Raw genomic sequence first — 18,085 nt, forward strand, 5'->3', positions numbered from 1 at the left:
AGAATGGACTACTGGGTGATGTTGAGTCACCGAGATAATTGAGTATTTCTACTCATTTTTGTCTCGGATGATTCACTTTTCCCCCCTCAATCCCCCTATGTGCCAGTTGGGGGTGCGGAATGTGGGTTATAAACTTCTAATTCCTCAAAATCAGGTCTTCCCATAATCACCACAAAAACTCAATTATATTAAATGCCCGATGCCCCATGCCCCATGCCCAATGCCCAATGCCCCATCCCTCCGCTTCGCTTCGCCCAATGCCCAATGCCCAATGCCCTATTATCCATTAATCTCGGCCATTAAAGAAAGAATTTTGTCAAGCAATTGCTCGGGGTGAATCGGTTTAGCCAAACAATCGTTAGCTCCCGCCGTCACGAAAGATATCTGATCTATGGGAATTTCTTTAGCGCTTAAAGCCAGAATTTTGAGATTTTCAGTAGCGGGTTTTTGGCGCAGTTGTTGAATTATTTCGCAGCCGTTCATACCGGGCAAACGCATATCCACAATTACAGCATTGGGCTGCAAAAGTTCAATTTGTTCTACCGCCGCCGAGCCTTCAATCATCCACACTACTTGCATTCCTGCGGCTGTCAGGATATCGCAAATCAGCATGGCAGTTTCTTCATCTTCTTCTACGAGGACGAGGCTGCCCCGCAAGGAGGAAGAGTGCAGCGGTAAAGATGAATTAGATTTTTCGTATTTGAATTTTGTGGATTCATCTTTGCTTTTAGTTTGGATGGGTATAAAAACGGTAAAAGTAGAGCCGACATCAACTGTAGAGTTGACTTCGATCGCGCCGCCGTGAAGTTCTACTAATTGTTTAGTCAATGCCAATCCCAAACCGGTGCCGCCGTATTCGCGGCGGTAGGGGGAATCTAACTGCTGGAATTTTTGAAACAAGAGCGATCGCTGATCTTCGGGAATTCCAATGCCGGTATCTTTGATTTGAAAAACAGCGGTGCTACCTGGGGGTGCAGTACCGGGCTGTCGCACTGCTGGCGTCCGAGTTTTATCTTCTGTCACCCACACTCGCAGGACGATTCGCCCGCCTTCGGGAGTAAATTTAATCGCATTTCCTAAAAGATTGAACAGAATTTGTCTCAGGCGGCGCGGGTCTGCGGTGAAGCGATCGCACTCTTGTTTGATCCGCTGTTCTTGCACGAGTTCCACGCCTTTAGCTATAGCTTTTTCTTTGAAGGCGTGCAGGCTCTGAGAAGCTAATTTAGAAATTGAAAATTCACTAATTTTTAATACTGCTTTTCCTGCTTCTACTTGCGATAAATCTAAAATATCGTTAATTAATTCTAATAAGTGGTCGCCGCTGTCCCGGATAGTTTGCAGGTACTGTCGCTGTTTGGCAATTGGTACTTCTTTGGTGCCAACTTTGCCGTAAGACCACCGCAGCAGCGTGTCCGAAATGCCGATGACGCAGGTGAGGGGAGTCCGCAATTCGTGGCTCATAGCTGCCAAAAATTCGCTCTTGGCGAGGCTGGCAGACTGGGCGGCGGCGAGGGCATCGCGCAGTTCTTGGGTTCGCTCTATGACGCGCTGTTCTGAGGTGCACTTTTGCTGCTGGACTTCTGCATAAAGTTCGGCTTGGTAAATGGCGATCGCCAAATGTTCTGCTATTTGCCGCAAAAATGTTTTTTTGCTTTCCTCCCACTCGCACACAGTACACTGGTGGGCAATTAGCAGCCCCCACAATTGGTCTTGAACTACGATCGGCACTAGCAACTTCGCCCGCACCTTCGCCCGCCGCATCAACTCTAAAAAACAAGAGTGCGAAGAGTAAGTTATTTCCACATCAGTGACGCACAAAGCCAAACCTTTGCGATATTTCTCTCTGTCAATGACTCCATCGGGAAAGCACTGGGCGCCTTCACTAAAATCCAGTACAGACGAGATAGCATCGCTGGCTAAAGCTTCGTAGGTAACGCGACCTAAATACAAGTAAAAACCGGGATTTTCTGTGACTTCGCCAGAAACGGCCATAGGTATTTCTTTACCTAATTCGTCATGGTGGGGGGCTGGCACTTTTTCAAATTGATATATTAACAGGCGATCGACATCCAAAAACTCTCGCACTCTCGAAACTGCTTTTGACAAAATTACTGGTAATTCCAAACTCTGGCGGATTTGAGTTGTCACCTGATTCAAAAGTCGCTCTTGTTCTAGCTGCTGCTGCAAAGCATCTTCTACAGGCTGACAAAATGAAATGCAGGGACTGGCAATTTGTAAGTGATTGACGGCTTCGGCAATCTGGTGCTGTAGCGTTTCTGGATCGATGGGTTTGATCGCGGAGTTTCCCTCTATTTCTGTTGGGACGTGTAGGGGCGGGCGATTGTTTTTGCTGGCATCGGTAGCGAGAAGATCCAGCAAATTTAGGGTGAATTCGCTTTGCAAAATTGCCGAGTTCGGCTGTATGTTGTTAATTGCTTGTTTGAGGGCGCGAATGTCAATTTGTCTTGGCGGTGCGGGCGTTATTTCTGCGAGTTTGTCTGCGAGGGGAGAGAGGAAATTGGCGATCGCCCCTGGATCGAAAGTCAAATCCACATTTAATTGCGAAGTGAGATGTTTTTCACTGTGTTTGCGTCCGTTTGTTGCCAACTCATCTAATACCTCGCCCCGCAGCAGCGCGCTAAACCGATCTGATACCACTGCTGCAAACCTTTCTGACGAGTTTCCTTTCCCATTTTCAGGATTCGCGATCGCATCGTCGGCGAGCCAAATAGCCCCCGGGAGTTCAGCCATTTGCTGTAACAACTGGTAAGCAGCCTCAAAGGTTGCTAGCGGCAAAGTTCGATTTAAGGTTTTTGGTTTCAATCTAGGTATTTTCCCGGTTGTTTTAAAGGACAAAATATGAATGCCGCTGTTTTGGGGAGGGAACCAGGGGCGCAGCAGACGGGGCCGCTCCAAAAGACTTGAGATCAAAGAAGTCAGTCGATTTTAGATTTGAGATTTTAGATTTTAGATTTACTTGCAGCTAGGTGAATCACCGGAGCAGGAACTTCGAGCTAAGATTTTGGGCTGCTCGCAACTTAAGTCGCGCGCTTGTATCCGTTTTTCTGCGGTGTCGTGACTCAAATAACGTAGCCAGTTAAGGCTGAGGCTGGTCAACACAGCTTGCGAGATATTACTCTTACAAGCTCAGTTCTTTTAAGACTGGGTTGCTGACTACTTTAAACAATCTTAATCCAGTATAATATCAATATATAATTTGTTAACTTCTACTTAACACTATCCGGGTAAATGAGCAATCCAACTCAACTCACCCCCGATTTCACGATCGGACATCTGCCGTGTCACCACTTCCAAGTGACTGCTGCAACTCCAGGACAGGTAGTAGCTCAAAGATTCGAGCAAGAACCAGACCTGCCGGGAGTGATTATTACTCACGAATCACAGGTATTGGGCATGATTTCTCGCGTCAAATTTCGAGAGCAAATGAGTCTCCCCGATCGCGTAGAAATTTACGGGCAGCACCCGATTCGAGCCTTGTTAGATTTTATAAGAATACCGCCTTTGCTGATGGAGGAAAACTGGAAAGTTGAGGATGCCGTACAAGCGTCTCTCAACAGGCATAAAGATTTAATTTATGAACCAATTATTGTGGTAATGGACAATCATAGTTTCCGCCTTTTGGACGTTCGGACTCTGGTGATTGCCCAGTCTAAACTTTTAGCTCAAGCTAACAAGCTTATTCAAAAATACAGAGTAGAAAGACAGAAATATATGGGAATTATTCAACAAGAAAAGGCAAAATTTTATGAATGCCAGGAGTTGCTAAAATCCCAACACCTTCAAGCCCAAGTATTGCAGAATACTCCGAGTCGCGAGCAAGTGACACTGCTCAAACAAGCTGAAGAAATTTCTCAAATGAATCAGCGATTTGTGAGGATTGCAAAGTTAATTTCTTCAGAAGGCCGCCAAGCATTTCAAGCTACTTTTCAAGGTGCTAATTCTATTTGCAATAATACACAGAAAATTTTGGGTATTAGCAAAGCAATAGCTAATGATTTAGAAACGGTTAACCGCACTTCCCGAACCATCGGGGAGGCGATCGAACAAGTCAGGCATTTAGCAGTACAGGTGGCTGTAGTTACCAATCAAATGGGAAATCAGCCCAGCGGTCTGAGCAAGGTGAGTTTGGAAATTGGCAGACTCGCAAGTAAAACTTTTGAATTGGGGACCCAAATCGAGCAAATTGCCAGCCGATTTAAACTTCGGGTTCACGAACTCACGGAGGCAGCAAGAGCGGGTGCTAATGTAGCTAAATCGGTGACCATCAAGATCGATCGTGCGGAAATGGCTTTGTTAGAGTTGGAGGAATTAATAGCGGAAAAAGATTTCAATTCACCGACCGCCATTAAAGAAAATTTGGGAGTTAAAAAAAGTGTTGTTGCTCATTCTTTAGTTAAAGATTTAGAAGACGCTGAAGCTGAAATTTCTGAATGGGAAGATATAGTTAAGCAGCAAGATTCATCGCAATATCTGATTCAAAAAATTCAGCAGGCGCTGAAGTCGAAAAAACCCTAAAATTCTAGCGTTCATCTGATTTAACTTTTCGATATGTATAGCCTTTCTAGCTCTCATATGAGGTACGAATGGGCATAGGGCATAGGGCATGGGGCATGGGGCGAAGCGAAGCGGAGGGATGGGGCATGGGGCATCGGGCGAAGCGAAGCGGAGGGATGGGCCTCCGTGGCCTCCGTGGCCTCAGGGGGCATACTCACTACGCTTGAGAACCGCTATATAGGAGAAGGAGAAGGAAAAAGGAAGACGCCTTGAGTTATCGTCGTGATATCTGGAAAAAAGCTCGTGTTTCAAGAACTTCATAATCGTCGGGGCGGTTGGTCTGAAAAAATAAAAAGTAACAATTTTACAATTTGCACAATACTATTTGTTTGAAGGAGGTTAATACCAATAAATTAAAAGTTAGGCAACGCTATTTGCATCACAAGATTTTGATTTAAAATCACAAGAATTGGTCAAATAACAGGCAAGGCTTATGAAAATTTTGTTAGTGGAAGATGACACAATTACAATCAATTTGCTGACCAGAGCGCTGAATGCTCATAATTACAATGTGAATACGGCAGAAGACGGCGAAACAGCGTTGGAGTTGGCACAAGCCTACGATTACGACTTGATTGTTTTGGATGTGCTGATTCCTAAACTCGACGGTATTAGTTTGTGTCGGGAATTGCGATCGTCCGGCTGCCAAATGCCGATTTTATTGCTGACAGCGCTAGATAGCAGTAACGATCGAGTCCAAGGTTTAGAAGCGGGTGCAGACGATTATGTGGTCAAACCCTTTAATCTCCAAGAATTAATTGCTCGAATTCGGGCTTTGCTGCGCCGGGGTAAGGCAAGTTTGTCGAGTACAAGTTTGACTTGGGAAAAACTGCAAGTCAACCCGGACACTACGGAAGTAACTTATGGCGAAAAAGTTCTGCATTTGACTCCCAAAGAGTACAATCTGCTGGAACTTTTTCTGAGAAATCCCCGGCGCATTTTCAGTCGCAGTGCCATCCTCGATCGCATTTGGTCGGCCGGCGAATTTCCTCAGGAAGAAGCTGTTACCGCTCATATCAAGGGGCTGCGGCACAAGCTGAAAGCAGCCGGGATGACTGTAGATTTAGTGGAAACGGTGTATGGATTGGGCTACCGGCTCAAAAGTCTGCCGGAGGAGATTGAGAGTCCAAAAGTTGCCCGGGATACGGCAGAAACTGCTAAAAGTCAAGAAAATGTATCTGCTGAATCGATCGCGCACAGCCAGGAATTAAGCAACGATGAGCGCCGCCTCCAAGTCCTGAGTGTGGTTGCGGAAATTCGGGGCAAGTTAAAAGCTAATTTTATCGAAAAGGTGGTGATATTCGATCGCGCGATCGCCCAACTGAAAACCGGAACCTTGGACAACCAACTGCGGCGGGAAGCCCAGGAGCAAGCTCACAAATTAGTCGGTTCTTTGGGAACTTTAGGGCTGCCGAAAGGTTCGGAAGTTGCGCGCAATATCGAACAGTTGTTCAAGGCCCAAAACATCTTTAAACCGGAGACTGCTCAGCAGATTGAGGAATTTCTGCATTTGCTCAAACAGATATTCGATCGCCCGCCGGAACCTGAAAGCGAGCTGGTTACTGCGGTTTCCAAAAAGCGCCGCATTCTGATCGTTGATGATGATACTTTGCAGAGCGATTTACTAAAAGCAGCAGCATCCGGTTCCGGCTTTGAGATAGAAGTTGCCACATCTGGGCAATCCGCAAGAAGCGCGATTTCTCAACGGCCTCCCGACGCGATTTTGCTGGATTTGAGATTTTCCAGAATTCAGGAAAACGGACTTACTCTCCTAGCCGAACTCCGCACTGAAAAACCTGATATTCCAGTGATGATTTTTAGCGGGAACAATCAATTGAGCGATCGAATTGAAGTTGCTCGTTTGGGAGCTTCGGGCTTTTTACACAAATCTATCACCCCAGCAGATATACTCAAATCAGTCGCCCAGGTTCTCGATCAAACAGGCACTGCTGAAGCCAAAGTTATGGTAGTAGACGATGATGTGCATCTATTGGCTGCGCTGAAAATGATTCTACAACCTTGGGGATTGCAAGTCACAACATTAGAGCGGCCCGAAAAGTTCTGGGAGGTACTCGAAACCACTTGTCCAGATTTGCTAATTTTAGATGTGGAGATGCCCGGTTATAGTGGTATCGAGCTGTGTTTGGCGGTACGGAACGATTTGCGCTGGAGCAAGCTTCCCGTGCTATTTTTGACTGCTCATTCTGAGTCGGAAATAGTGCGTCAAATGTTTGTCGCGGGTGCTGATGACTACGTGAATAAGCCGATCGTGGAACCGGAATTAATTGCTCGCATCCTGAATCGTTTGGAGCGGACTCAACTCCGACACAAACTTGCTCTGACACAGCGGTAAGTTGACAGTTGACCTGGGACAGTTGACCTGGGACAGCAAGAGGGCGACCTCTACCTGGAAGTCCGAGGATTGGAGTAATGAATAGTCTGATTTTAATTTCTCCCGGGGCTCCGGCTTTCAACCAATTATTTCTGGTAAGCAGGCCCAAATCAGCCGTCCTATTAGTGTCGATTCTCGGCGCAAATACATGACAAATCTCGCTTCTAGCTTAGTCTCTATCGCTCCACTCCCTGACTATCAGCTATGCTTTATAAGGGGGATGCGAGGGGGATCGCGCCTCGATTGTGAACGAGAGATATAAGGGTTTTTAAGCTTAAGTTTACACCAATGCCATTCCCCATTCCCCATTCCCCATTACTCATTTCTTTATCATGTGGACTGTTTTAAATAACCTCTTATTCATCGGGAATTACATTCCTCACGGTCACTGTTACCTTTGGCAGCGAGAGCTTGTGGCGCTCCACATCGTGTCAGACTCGATAATTGCCATGGCTTACTATTCAATACCGCTATCGCTAATTTATTTTATCGCTCAGCGAAAAGACTTACCATTTCGCAACATTTTTTGGCTGTTTGCCGCCTTTATTATCTCCTGTGGCACTACTCATGTAATGGAAGTTTGGACGCTTTGGCATCCTGTTTATTGGGTTTCGGGCTGTCTGAAAATTATTACCGCCGCGATTTCTGCTTACACGGCTTTTGCATTAATTCCTTTAGTTCCCCAAGCATTAACTCTCCTGAGTCCAACTCAATTAGGGATGATCGATCGCATACTGCAACAAGAAATCATCGAACGCCGAGAAACAGAAGCTCGCTATCAAACCTTAACTGAAGCTTCGCCGGTGGGAATATTTTATGCAGACGCTATAGGAGATTGCTTGTATGTCAACGAGCGCTGGTGTCAAATTTCGGGAATGGGCTGCGATGAAGCTTTGGGTAAAGGGTGGTTCCAAGGCATTCATCCAGACGACCGCCAGCGGGTTTTTGACCAATGGTACAGCGCCGCTGCCGAGAAATTGCCGTTTAAATCTGAGTACCGCTTTCAAGGCATCGATCGCACTAAAATCAGTTGGGTATTCGGTCAAGCTGTCGGTCAAGTTGGAGAAAATGGGAAGGTTAAAAGTTATGTTGCTACTATTACTGATATTACAGAACGCAAGCAGGTAGAAGAAGAAAATCGACTGCTCAATGAAACCCTGGAGCGTCGAGTAGTCGATCGCACTGCTCAAATTGAAATTTACAACCACAAATTGCAAAAAGAAATCGCCTACAGACAAAAAATTGCGTTCACTTTGTTAGAATTGACGCAACTGCAAAATGCAATTCTTAATAGCCCTAACTACACAATTATTTCTACCGAACCAGACGGTACTATTAAAACATTTAATCTGGCAGCCCAGAAACTTTTAGGATATTCCTCCGAAGAAGTGGTGGGAAAATTTACACCAGCAATCATTCACGATCCTGTGGAGGTCGGTAAAAGAGCAGAAATTATTTCTCAAGAATTGGGAGTAAACATAGAGCCGGGGTTTGAGGTTTTTGTCGCCGGGGCGCGTCGGGGAATAGCTGACGAAAATGAATGGAGTTACATTCGCAAAGATGGTTCGCGGTTTCCGGTACTGCTGTCTGTGACTGCCTTATTTGACGACAACGGAAATATTAACGGTTTTTTGGGTATCGGTCAGGATATTAGCGATCGCAAACAAGCTGAAAAAGATTTCCGCGACCTCAACATTGCCTTGCAAAATGCCGTGGAAGGCATTTCGCGACTGGACATTGAGGGACGCTACGTCAATGCTAACCGAGCTTACGCTCATACCTGCGGTTACGAACCCGAAGAAATGGTCGGTATGGAATGGATACTCACCGTACATCCTGATGATATTGAGATGCTAATCTCAGCTTATGAGGAGATGCTAATTTCTGGCAAAGTAGACGTGGAAGCTAGAGGAGTCCGGAAAAATGGAACGTTTTTTTACAAGCAAATAACTCTGGTAAAAGCTTGCGACGCCCAAGGGACATTTAACGGTCACCACTGTTTCATGAAAGATATAACCGATCGCAAACTAACTGAAACAGCCTTGCAGGAAAGCGAATTCAAGTACAGACAAATAGTTGAATTAGCAGAAGAAGGTATTTGGGTAATTGACAGCAATTCCCTCACGACTTACGTCAATCACGCAATGGCACGAATGCTTGGCTATAGTGAAGTAGAAATGTTAGGTAGACCGATTTTTGATTTCACGGACGAACCGGAAAGAACATCAAATCTCTATCCTGTGGATCGGCGCCAGCAAGCTATTGGTGAAAAACGTGAAGTACAACTAAAAACTAAGGAGGGTAAAGATGTTTGGACTTATATTTCTACCAGTCCAGTATTCGACAATCTGGGGAATATGCTGTCTTGTTGTGCGTTGGTTTACAACATTACAGACCGCAAAGAAGCAGAGCAGCAAATGCTGCAACTTACAGAAGATTTGAAGCGTTCTAACGAGGAACTAGAACAATTTGCTTATGTGGCTTCCCACGATTTGCAAGAACCGCTCCGAGCTGTTACCAGTTACACTCAATTGCTCGCCCAGCGCTATCAAGAAAATTTGGACGATCGCGCCGATAAGTATATTAATTATATTGTTGACGGCGCGACCAGAATGCAACAATTGATTAATGATTTGTTGGCGTATTCGCGACTGGGAACGAGGGGTCAGGAGTTTGAGCCAGCCGACTGCAATGCTGCTGTCAAGCAAAGTTTGTGCAATTTGCAAATTGCGATCGCCGAAACCAAAGCTGCGATCGCCTGCGACGAGATGCCAACGGTGATGGCAGATGAATCTCAACTGGTGCAATTATTCCAAAATTTGATCGCCAACGGCATCAAATTTTGCCGCGAAGACATCCCGTTCATTCAGATCGCAGCCCAAAGGCAAGAGGGCGAATGGCTGTTCAGCGTCCGCGATCGGGGCATTGGCATCGCCCCTGAGTATGCCGATCGCATTTTTATCATTTTTCAACGCCTGCACGGACGCCGCGAATATTCCGGTACTGGCATAGGCTTGGCGATGTGCAAGCGCATTGTGGAACGCCATGGCGGGCGGATCTGGGTGGAATCTCAGGAGGGAAAAGGAGCGACTTTTTACTTCACTATTCCTATAATTAATAGCTGAAGGGTCAAAGTTCAATTTTTTTTTCCTCTAATCAAAAGGATACGCCAGTTATGAGCGATCGAAGCACTGTTAGACCCGTTGAGATTCTGCTGATTGAGGATTCGCCCAGCGACGCCGATTTGGCAATAGAAGCCTTCGGCCAGGGTAAAATATTGAATAACTTACATTTTGTGGAGGATGGAGTTGAAGCAATCAAGTTTTTACACAAAACAGCACCCTACCTGGGCGTACCCCGTCCTGATTTAATTTTGCTGGATTTGAATCTGCCCAAAAAAAGTGGCGTTGAAGTGCTAGAAGAAATTAAAACTGACCCTAATTTAAAATTAATTCCTGTAGTGATTCTCACCACTTCAGCAGCTCCGGAGGATATTGCCAAGTCCTACTCGCTCCACGCCAACTGTTACATAACTAAGCCTGTAGACTTCGTACAATTTACTAAGGTAGTCAGGTTAATTGAGGAATTCTGGCTCGCAGTCGTCAAGCTTCCTCTAAATTAAACAACAGATATTTTGCTGATGGCCAATATAAAATTTTTTCAATTTTTTAAATTCGGTATAGAAGGATTCACCCAGAAGATTGGGTCTGAAGCCTCCCCCTAAACTGGGGAAATCAAATAAGCTGTTCGACATTCAAACTGCACTATTTGTGTACCAGACCCCATACTGTAAGGGGTTGAGGCAATAAATCTAAATCACTAACAGCTTAAAATGATTCATTGCTTCAATCCTCTTCTATCGACGGCTATGGGTAGCTGTCAACTGTCAACTGTCAACTGTCAACTGTCAACTGTCAACTGTCAACTGTCAACTGTTAACTGTCAACTGTCAACTGTCAACTGTCAACTGATGAACCAGCAGTCCTGATATTGATAAAAAATGCAAATGTAGGCTAACTCCAAACCCCAGAGCCATTTCTCATGCCAGAATCGCAAATCGCAAATAGTATCACTTGGCTAGAAAAAGTCTGGCGAAAAGCATTTTTTTCACAAGTGGCATAAGAGTGGAAGATGGAGTTTGATACTCCCCATGCCTAAAGGCGAGGGGATTCTTGAAGAAACCATAATCGGATCTACAAAGGCGCTATCAATTCGCCGCTACTCGCTCAACTTGAATTTCTTCAAGCATTGCGTATACTTTAGTTTTTTTTGCTTTCAGAGTCCATCACTAGCCAAAAGTTACGGTACGCTCAACAACCTGCCTTTTGTTTGCCCTTTAACTATTCCGAATCAAGTCGGATATGTCCGTTGCCGGGATTGCACCGTACTAGGTTGTTTCAACACGTAGATGGTTATTCCTACTCAATCTTCTTAATCATAACATCAATTTTCGATATGTTTCATCGATCGATAGTTCGGACAGTTTTTTAACGACTCTGTAAGCGTTACAGACTAAGCCCTGGCATTTTTAATGATTTTTTGAAACGAGCGGGCTAGACTTAAAGATTGAAAAAATAGTCAGCCCTATAGCCATCAAGGGTTTGAGATACTCGATCAGATCTAAAACTGTCCGAAGTATTGATTGATGTATGTAAAGAAATATTGAAGGCGGTTTCAACCGCTACCGACTTGGATCCGTGTCGTTAGCCCGGGGCTTGCGTTTCGCTCTTCGGTCAGCAAGGATTTTTTTCCAGCCAGAAAGTTTGTAGTGGGCGTACCCCGTCTTGATTGCATTATGCTTGACTTGAATTTGGCTAAATAAAGTGGTTTGGAAGTGTTACCAAATAATAATTTTCAAGTTGCAAATGGCAGGGTCAAGAAAAAAAGTTTAAGCTGAGATTGATACGCCGTGAAAATGTTACAGCCAAAAACCTCTAAGCTATGTGGATTAAGATTCTGTTAATAGAAGACAATCCCGCTGATGCTGATTTGCTTGCAGAACTTTTAGAAGTATCTGGGGGCGTTCAGTGGGAACTCGTGTCTGTTGAGTTCCTGCATGAGGCGATCGCCCAACTGTGCAAACAAAACTTTGATATAGTATTGCTCGACCTTTCTTTGCCAGACAGCCGCGGTTTGGAAACCCTAACTCGCCTGCGAGAAGTGGCCCCCGATACAGCAATGGTGGTGATGACAGGCTTGGACGATGAGGCTATAGCCCTGGAATCAGTTCGCTTGGGAGCTCAAGATTACATTGTTAAAGGTCAAATTACTACTCCATTATTAGTGCGGACTATCCGCTACGCGATCGAACGATCGCAAACCTTCCAAATGCTGCGGGAAAGCGAGCGACGTTTTCGGGCGATTTTTGACTCTTCGTTTCAACTCACCAAGCTGCTGACTCCCGAAGGAGTCGTGCTCGAAGTCAACGAGACAGCCCTCGATTTTGCCGGAGTGCGATCGCAAGATATAGTCGGCCGCCCGATTTGGCAAATGGCGATTTGGCCTCAAACCCGAAATTTTTCCGAACAACTGCAATTTGCGATCGCCAAAGCCAGCCGCGGCGAGTTTTTCCGCAGCGAAATCGACTTGTTAGGCAAAAACGGCCAAATAGTCACAGTTGATTTCTCACTCAAACCTGTTAAAAATGAGACAGGACAAGTTTTGCTGCTGATTGCTGAAGCCCGCGACATTAGCGATCGCAAACGCGCAGAAGCTGAAATTCTCAAAGCCCTCGCACGAGAAAAAGAACTTTCCGAACTGCGAGCCAAATTTGTCACCATGGTTTCCCACGAATTCCGCACCCCCCTGACAACCATCCAATTTTCCGCTGGATTGCTCCAAGATTACAGCGCTAAGTGGTCAGAAGAAAAAAAATCCACTCATTTTGTGCGGATTCAACTAGCCATCAAACGCATGACAGAGTTATTAGAAGATATCCTCGTAATTGGCAAAATAGAAGCAAACACCTTACCATTTCAACCGATTTCCTTAAACCTCGAAAAATTTTGCCGTCACCTCGTAGAAGAACAGCAGCTCAACGATAGCAACCAACATCCGATCGCCTTTATACCTGAAGGGGGCAACTGCGACGCTCAAATGGATGAAAAACTGCTGCGGCAAATGTTGGGAAACGTCCTCTCAAATGCCATCAAATATTCCCCCGCCGGCAGTTCAGTTTCCTTGCGACTCAATTGTCAAAACGGCAAAGCTGTTTTCCAGGTTCAAGATCAGGGCATCGGGATTCCCCAAGCCGATATAGAGCGGATCTTAGAAACTTTTTACCGAGCTACAAATGTCGGCACTATTTCGGGAACAGGTCTCGGTTTAGCAATTGTGAAAAGAGCCGTGGAACTTCACGACGGCAAACTGGCGATCGAGAGTCAAGAAGGAAAAGGCACAACTTTCACTATTACCTTACCTTTAATTTGTGCCAGCCAATAAGCTGCTGCGCCAGAGAGAGAGGGAGAGGAAGAGAGGGAGAAGGAGAGAGGGAGAGAGGGGGAGAGGAGTTGATTAACTTTAATAGTTCATTCAAATATATAGCGGTTCTCATAAAGATGAGCTATGTCAAATTCTGCTACGATCGTCGGATTGAGAACACACACGCGCCCAGAGCCTCTTTACCGGAGTTTAACCTCAGAAAGCTTATAGGAGGAAACAAACTATCGATTATCAATTACCAATTACCAATTACCCATTACCAGACATACATCATTTTTTGGAGAAAGGTTATACAATTTAAATGCAGTCCAGCTTCACGACTAAATTGTCAACTATAAGCATCCGCCACTTAACGCTCAGTTAATAACACAAACAAACAAATTTGTCAAGTGTCCTCACACAGATTTTTTGCAACAACTACTAACGAAAAGGAGCAATAACCGTGGCAAAGATTTTAGTAATAGAAGACGAAGAATCGATTAGAGAAAACATTTTAGAGTTGCTGGAAGCCGAGAATTTTGAAGGCATTGGAGCGAACGACGGTAAAGTCGGCATCAAATTGGCGATCGCACAAATCCCCGATTTAATTTTGTGCGACATGATGATGCCGGAAATTGACGGTCACGGCGTCCTCAAAGCTTTGCGTTCCGACCCCATAACTGCCACAATTCCGTTTATTTTCCTCACAGCCAAAGCCGATAAAAGTGACATTCGCACTGGCATGGAAATGGGAGCAGACGATTACATTACTAAGCCTTGTACGCCACAAGAACTGCTAAAAGCAATTGCTATTCGACTTGATAAACAGAAAACAATTAGCAAGAAATCTCAAAAAACCCTAGACGAATTACGCATTAATATTAGTATGTCGCTCCCCCACGAATTGCGGACTCCTTTGAATGCTATTCTGGGCTTTTCCGAGTTAATTTTGTCAGAATATCAGGTGTTCGAGGATTCAGACATCTTAGAAATGATCGGTCAAATTAACACTTCAGGTCATCGCTTGTATCGGCTGATTCAGAACTTTTTGCTGTATGCAGAACTGGAGATAGCAGGCACAAATCCCGAACTGCTAAAAGAAATGCGCTGTAGCCAATTTAGCTGCGTACAATCTTTGCTCACTCAAAAAGCGCTCCAGCAAGCGAAACAGGTGAATAGAACAGACGATTTACAATTAAATTTGCAGGATGCGTCGGTAGCTATTGATTCTATGAGACTTACAAAAATTGTTGAGGAACTGCTGGACAATGCCTTCAAATTTTCTTTAGAAGGAACGCCAGTTTTCTTAAGCACTTTCGTAGAAAATGAGACTTTTATTCTGTCTGTCAAAGACCAAGGCCGCGGCATGACTCCCGATCAGATTGCACAGCTAGAAGCTTACAGGCAGTTCGATCGCAAACTTTACCAACAACCAGGTTTGGGATTGGGCTTGGCCATTGTTCAACGCCTAGCAGAATTGCACGGAGGACAATTTAAAATAGAAAGTTTGCCACAGCAAGAAACAATTGTTTCCGTTTTCCTGCCAATCTAAACAATTTGAGATTTGAGATTTGAGATTTGGGGATGATTTAGTGGAGCGGGGTTGAGATCGGGAGCATCTCATTCTTGCAAACAGACAATCTCTCCGGCTAACAAAGCTTATGGAGGAGCGATCGCCCGTTTCACACATCGGTGTATATAAATTTGAGCTACCTTATCCCCAGGATTGACTTGCAAGCACGCCGAAAACAATCTTGTAGCTTCGAGAAATTTGTCACTATTGTAGAAAACCAAACCTTGCTCAAACATTGTCTTTGTATCTAACTTTTTCTGCCGCAACTCGGGCGGATCGGCCGTAAATATTTCATAAACCGTAACCATGCGCGATTTGCCTTTGACTGTAACGCGATCGATCAACCTAAAATCATAAACATCATTTAACTGTACAAAAGTATTGTGAGTAATTAACATCGAAACTCCATACTCTTTCGTCAAACTTTCCACACGGGAAGCCAAATTAACCGCATCGCTAATCACCGTGCTATCCATCCGACTTTGGCCGCCAACCGTGCCTAACATCAAAGAACCCGTATTGATGCCAATGCCAATTTGCAGCGGCGCGCGATCGGGCCGACTGCGACTCATATTATACTCATTAAGCTGTTCTAGCATCGCAATTCCAGCTTTCACCGCATCGTCCGCACTGCCATTAAACAGCGCCATAATCGCATCGCCAATATATTTATCAATAAACCCAAAATTTTCAGTAATTGCCGGTTCCATCCGCGACAAATAAGCATTAATAAATTGAAAATTTTCTTCAGGACTCATCTGTTCTGAAAGAGCCGTGAAATTCCGAATATCTGAAAACAACACCGACATTTCTTTCTGCACCTGATCGCCTAATTTTACGTCCAGAATACTTTCATATCCGAGAAAGTGGAGAAATTGGTGCGGCACAAACCGCCCGTAAGCATCTGTTAATTTTTCTTCCGCTGCCAAAGCTTTTTCCAGCTCGTTTGTAAATTGGCGGCGCTCGGTTTCCACCTGTTGACGCTCTGTGATATCTTGAAAAACTGCGATCGCGTAAACAATGTTTTTCCGTTCGTCGTAGATTGGAGTCGCCCAAATCTCGATCGGCACAATCCTCTCCGGGCGGTGAATTTCTGCATCATCAGAGTGCACCACTTCCCCCCCCAGCGCCCGCACAATCGGTTGTCTCTCGCTTGGATAAAGCTCATTAGTTCCGGCGCAGTAAGTTTGATAAACTTCCGGCAAAGTGCTAGGAATAACATCAGAAACCAAGCCTTTGCCAAGTATTTTCTCAGCCCAAGAATTCATGTAACAAGGTTTCCCAATACCATCAACCACAAATATACCCACCGGCACCGCTTCCAGCAATTGAGTCAGCCGATTTTCGCTTTCTAACAGCGCTTCATTGAACTTTTCTTCAGCTATCAAAGCTTTTTCCAAATCATTCGTAAACTTCAGGCGTTCCGCATCTACAAGTCTTCGCAAAGTAATATCCTCAGCAAAACCCTGATAGTAAAGCAGTTCACCCCTAGCATCAAAAACAGTACGCGCATCCTCAGAAATCCAGATAACAGTGCCATCTCGGCGGTAAACTTCCGACTCAAACTCAGACACAGTACCGTACTCTTGCATCAACTCAAAAAACTCTTGACGGCGGTGCGGTTGCACGTACAATTGGCGCTGAAAATCATTAACACTTGCCATCAATTCTTCAGGAGAATCATAGCCATAGATTTGAGCGAGAGCAGGATTAGCGCTGATCAAAGTTCCGTCAGGTGCAGTCTGAAAAATACCTTCGAGAGCATTTTCAAATATCCGGCGATACTTCTCTTCAGCTTGCACCAGCGCTGCTTCAGCTTGCTTGCGTTCCGTAATATCAGTAAAAGCAATAATCCCGTAACAAATATCCCCGAGAGAATCATAAATAGGAGTCGCCCAACTCTCCACCGGAATCACCTTATTACCAGTCCGAATTTCTACACCCTCAGTCCGCACACTTTCGCCCCGCAGCGCCTGCATAATTGGCAATTCTTCCACAGGACATCTCTGATTAGTTCCGGCTTTATAGAATTGATAAATTGCTGCTTTCTGCTCTGAATTAATATGGGGTACATTGCCTTTTCCAAATACATCCCGTGCCTTTTGATTAGCATAAAAAGATTGACCGTTCGCATCAAGCACGCACACGCCCAACGGCATCGCTTCCAGGTATTGCGTCAACCGACTTTCGTTTTCGTGGAGTTTGGCAATCAGCATCGCCTGCTTGCGGTTTAATCTTGCCAACTCCTGATTCATTTCCTGAAGTTCTATTTGTTTTTCAGCTAATTGTTTATCTTGAAAATATCTGTAGATTGCCTCAGTAACAGTTAATTTTAAATCATCGGTTTGCCAAGGCTTAGGTATGTATCGGTACAATTTAGCATAATTAATAGCATTGGCTACCGCCTCCAAATTAGCCTGCCCCGTCAGCATAATCTTGAGAGTTCTCGGCGAGATGGCATGAACGCTTCTCAATAGCTCGTCTCCTTTCATATTCGGCATGATATGATCGGAAATAATCAAAGGAACTTCATACTGTTCTGCTAAAAGTTCAGACAGCAATTCCAAAGCTTCTTCGCCGCTTTGGGCAGTTTCAATTAAATATTTATCTTCAAAGGCTTTTAGCAGGTCTATTTCCAGACTATCGAGTATAGTCTGCTCATCATCCACACAAATAATTACAGGTTTTTTCATAACTTTGCTAGACCAGACTTAATCGCTTCAATTAATTCTTGATTTTGCCAAGGTTTTTGTATAAAAGCATGAAGATTGGCTTGAGATTTTGTGCGTTCAATTGCTTCTTTTTCCGCTTGTCCCGTCAGCATAACTGTCACAATCTGCGGATATTTTTGATGAATTTTAATCAGCAACTCATCTCCTTTCATTCCAGGCATCAACCAATCAGAGACAATAACTAGAATGTTAACCTCATCTTCACACAGCTCTTCAATAATCTCCAGTGCTTCGGCAGCACTTTCAGCAAATTCGCAAAGATATTTACCCTTAAATGCATGTTGCAGTTCAATTTCCAGACTTTCCAACACCGCTACTTCATCGTCAACACACAAAATTGCTGGTTTAGACATCGCTAGTTTCCTCCTTTCGTCTGGCAGGGTGAACCCGGAT

At 44.7% G+C, this 18,085-nt stretch carries 10 protein-coding genes; 7 read left to right on the forward strand and 3 right to left on the reverse strand.

Features of this window, described 5'->3' with window-relative positions:
- Positions 1-279: 279 nt before the first annotated feature.
- Positions 280-2,823 (reverse strand): GAF domain-containing hybrid sensor histidine kinase/response regulator, encoded by a 2,544-nt coding sequence (locus tag QZW82_RS27470; protein WP_293155898.1) that lies wholly within the window; start codon positions 2,821-2,823, stop codon positions 280-282.
- Positions 2,824-3,249: 426 nt separating this feature from the next.
- Here QZW82_RS27470 and QZW82_RS27475 point away from each other — a divergent pair, with 426 nt between their 5' ends.
- The 7 genes from QZW82_RS27475 to QZW82_RS27505 all read left to right on the forward strand — a co-directional run bounded on the left by QZW82_RS27475 (position 3,250) and on the right by QZW82_RS27505 (position 14,939).
- The gene (locus QZW82_RS27475; RefSeq protein WP_293155901.1) at positions 3,250-4,536 is read left to right on the forward strand and encodes a chemotaxis protein; all 1,287 of its coding nucleotides are present in this window, start codon (positions 3,250-3,252) and stop codon (positions 4,534-4,536) included.
- Between the two features lie 472 nt (positions 4,537-5,008).
- The gene (locus QZW82_RS27480) at positions 5,009-6,928 is read left to right on the forward strand and encodes a response regulator (RefSeq protein ID WP_293155904.1); all 1,920 of its coding nucleotides are present in this window, start codon (positions 5,009-5,011) and stop codon (positions 6,926-6,928) included.
- Positions 6,929-7,416: 488 nt separating this feature from the next.
- Positions 7,417-10,092: a PAS domain S-box protein gene (locus tag QZW82_RS27485; RefSeq protein WP_293155907.1), complete on the forward strand. Its 2,676-nt coding sequence runs from the start codon at positions 7,417-7,419 to the stop codon at positions 10,090-10,092.
- Positions 10,093-10,142: 50 nt separating this feature from the next.
- On the forward strand, positions 10,143-10,589 hold the full coding sequence (locus QZW82_RS27490) for a response regulator (protein WP_293155910.1): 447 nt from the start codon (positions 10,143-10,145) through the stop codon (positions 10,587-10,589).
- Between the two features lie 210 nt (positions 10,590-10,799).
- On the forward strand, positions 10,800-10,955 hold the full coding sequence (locus QZW82_RS27495; RefSeq protein ID WP_293155913.1) for a hypothetical protein: 156 nt from the start codon (positions 10,800-10,802) through the stop codon (positions 10,953-10,955).
- A 953-nt stretch (positions 10,956-11,908) separates the two neighbouring features.
- Positions 11,909-13,408 carry an ATP-binding protein gene (locus QZW82_RS27500; protein WP_293155916.1) on the forward strand — a complete coding sequence of 500 codons (1,500 nt, stop codon included), beginning with the start codon at positions 11,909-11,911 and terminating at the stop codon, positions 13,406-13,408.
- 442 nt (positions 13,409-13,850) lie between these two features.
- Complete coding sequence (locus QZW82_RS27505) at positions 13,851-14,939, forward strand: response regulator (protein WP_293155919.1); 1,089 nt, start codon at positions 13,851-13,853, stop codon at positions 14,937-14,939.
- Between the two features lie 107 nt (positions 14,940-15,046).
- Here QZW82_RS27505 and QZW82_RS27510 read toward each other — a convergent pair whose 3' ends face one another.
- Together QZW82_RS27510 and QZW82_RS27515 are read right to left on the reverse strand one after the other, a co-directional pair.
- Positions 15,047-17,653 (reverse strand): PAS domain S-box protein, encoded by a 2,607-nt coding sequence (locus QZW82_RS27510; RefSeq protein WP_293155922.1) that lies wholly within the window; start codon positions 17,651-17,653, stop codon positions 15,047-15,049.
- Positions 17,650-18,045, reverse strand: coding sequence for a response regulator (locus tag QZW82_RS27515; protein ID WP_293155925.1), 396 nt, complete (start codon positions 18,043-18,045; stop codon positions 17,650-17,652). The genes QZW82_RS27510 and QZW82_RS27515 overlap by 4 nt, the downstream gene beginning before the upstream one ends.
- Between the last annotated feature and the right edge of the window lie 40 nt (positions 18,046-18,085).

The organism is Microcoleus sp. bin48.metabat.b7b8b9.023, assembly GCF_013299185.1.
Taxonomy (GTDB): domain Bacteria; phylum Cyanobacteriota; class Cyanobacteriia; order Cyanobacteriales; family Microcoleaceae; genus Microcoleus.

Excerpts from the sequence above, each read along its gene's own strand:
- QZW82_RS27475 (WP_293155901.1), top strand. The coding sequence starts at position 3,250 with ATGAGCAATCCAACTCAACTCACCCCCGATTTCACGATCGGACATCTG.
- QZW82_RS27480 (WP_293155904.1), top strand. The coding sequence starts at position 5,009 with ATGAAAATTTTGTTAGTGGAAGATGACACAATTACAATCAATTTGCTG.
- QZW82_RS27485 (WP_293155907.1), top strand. The coding sequence starts at position 7,417 with ATGGCTTACTATTCAATACCGCTATCGCTAATTTATTTTATCGCTCAG.
- QZW82_RS27490 (WP_293155910.1), top strand. The coding sequence starts at position 10,143 with ATGAGCGATCGAAGCACTGTTAGACCCGTTGAGATTCTGCTGATTGAG.
- QZW82_RS27495 (WP_293155913.1), top strand. The coding sequence starts at position 10,800 with ATGATTCATTGCTTCAATCCTCTTCTATCGACGGCTATGGGTAGCTGT.
- QZW82_RS27500 (WP_293155916.1), top strand. The coding sequence starts at position 11,909 with ATGTGGATTAAGATTCTGTTAATAGAAGACAATCCCGCTGATGCTGAT.
- QZW82_RS27510 (WP_293155922.1), bottom strand. The coding sequence starts at position 17,653 with ATGAAAAAACCTGTAATTATTTGTGTGGATGATGAGCAGACTATACTC.
- QZW82_RS27515 (WP_293155925.1), bottom strand. The coding sequence starts at position 18,045 with ATGTCTAAACCAGCAATTTTGTGTGTTGACGATGAAGTAGCGGTGTTG.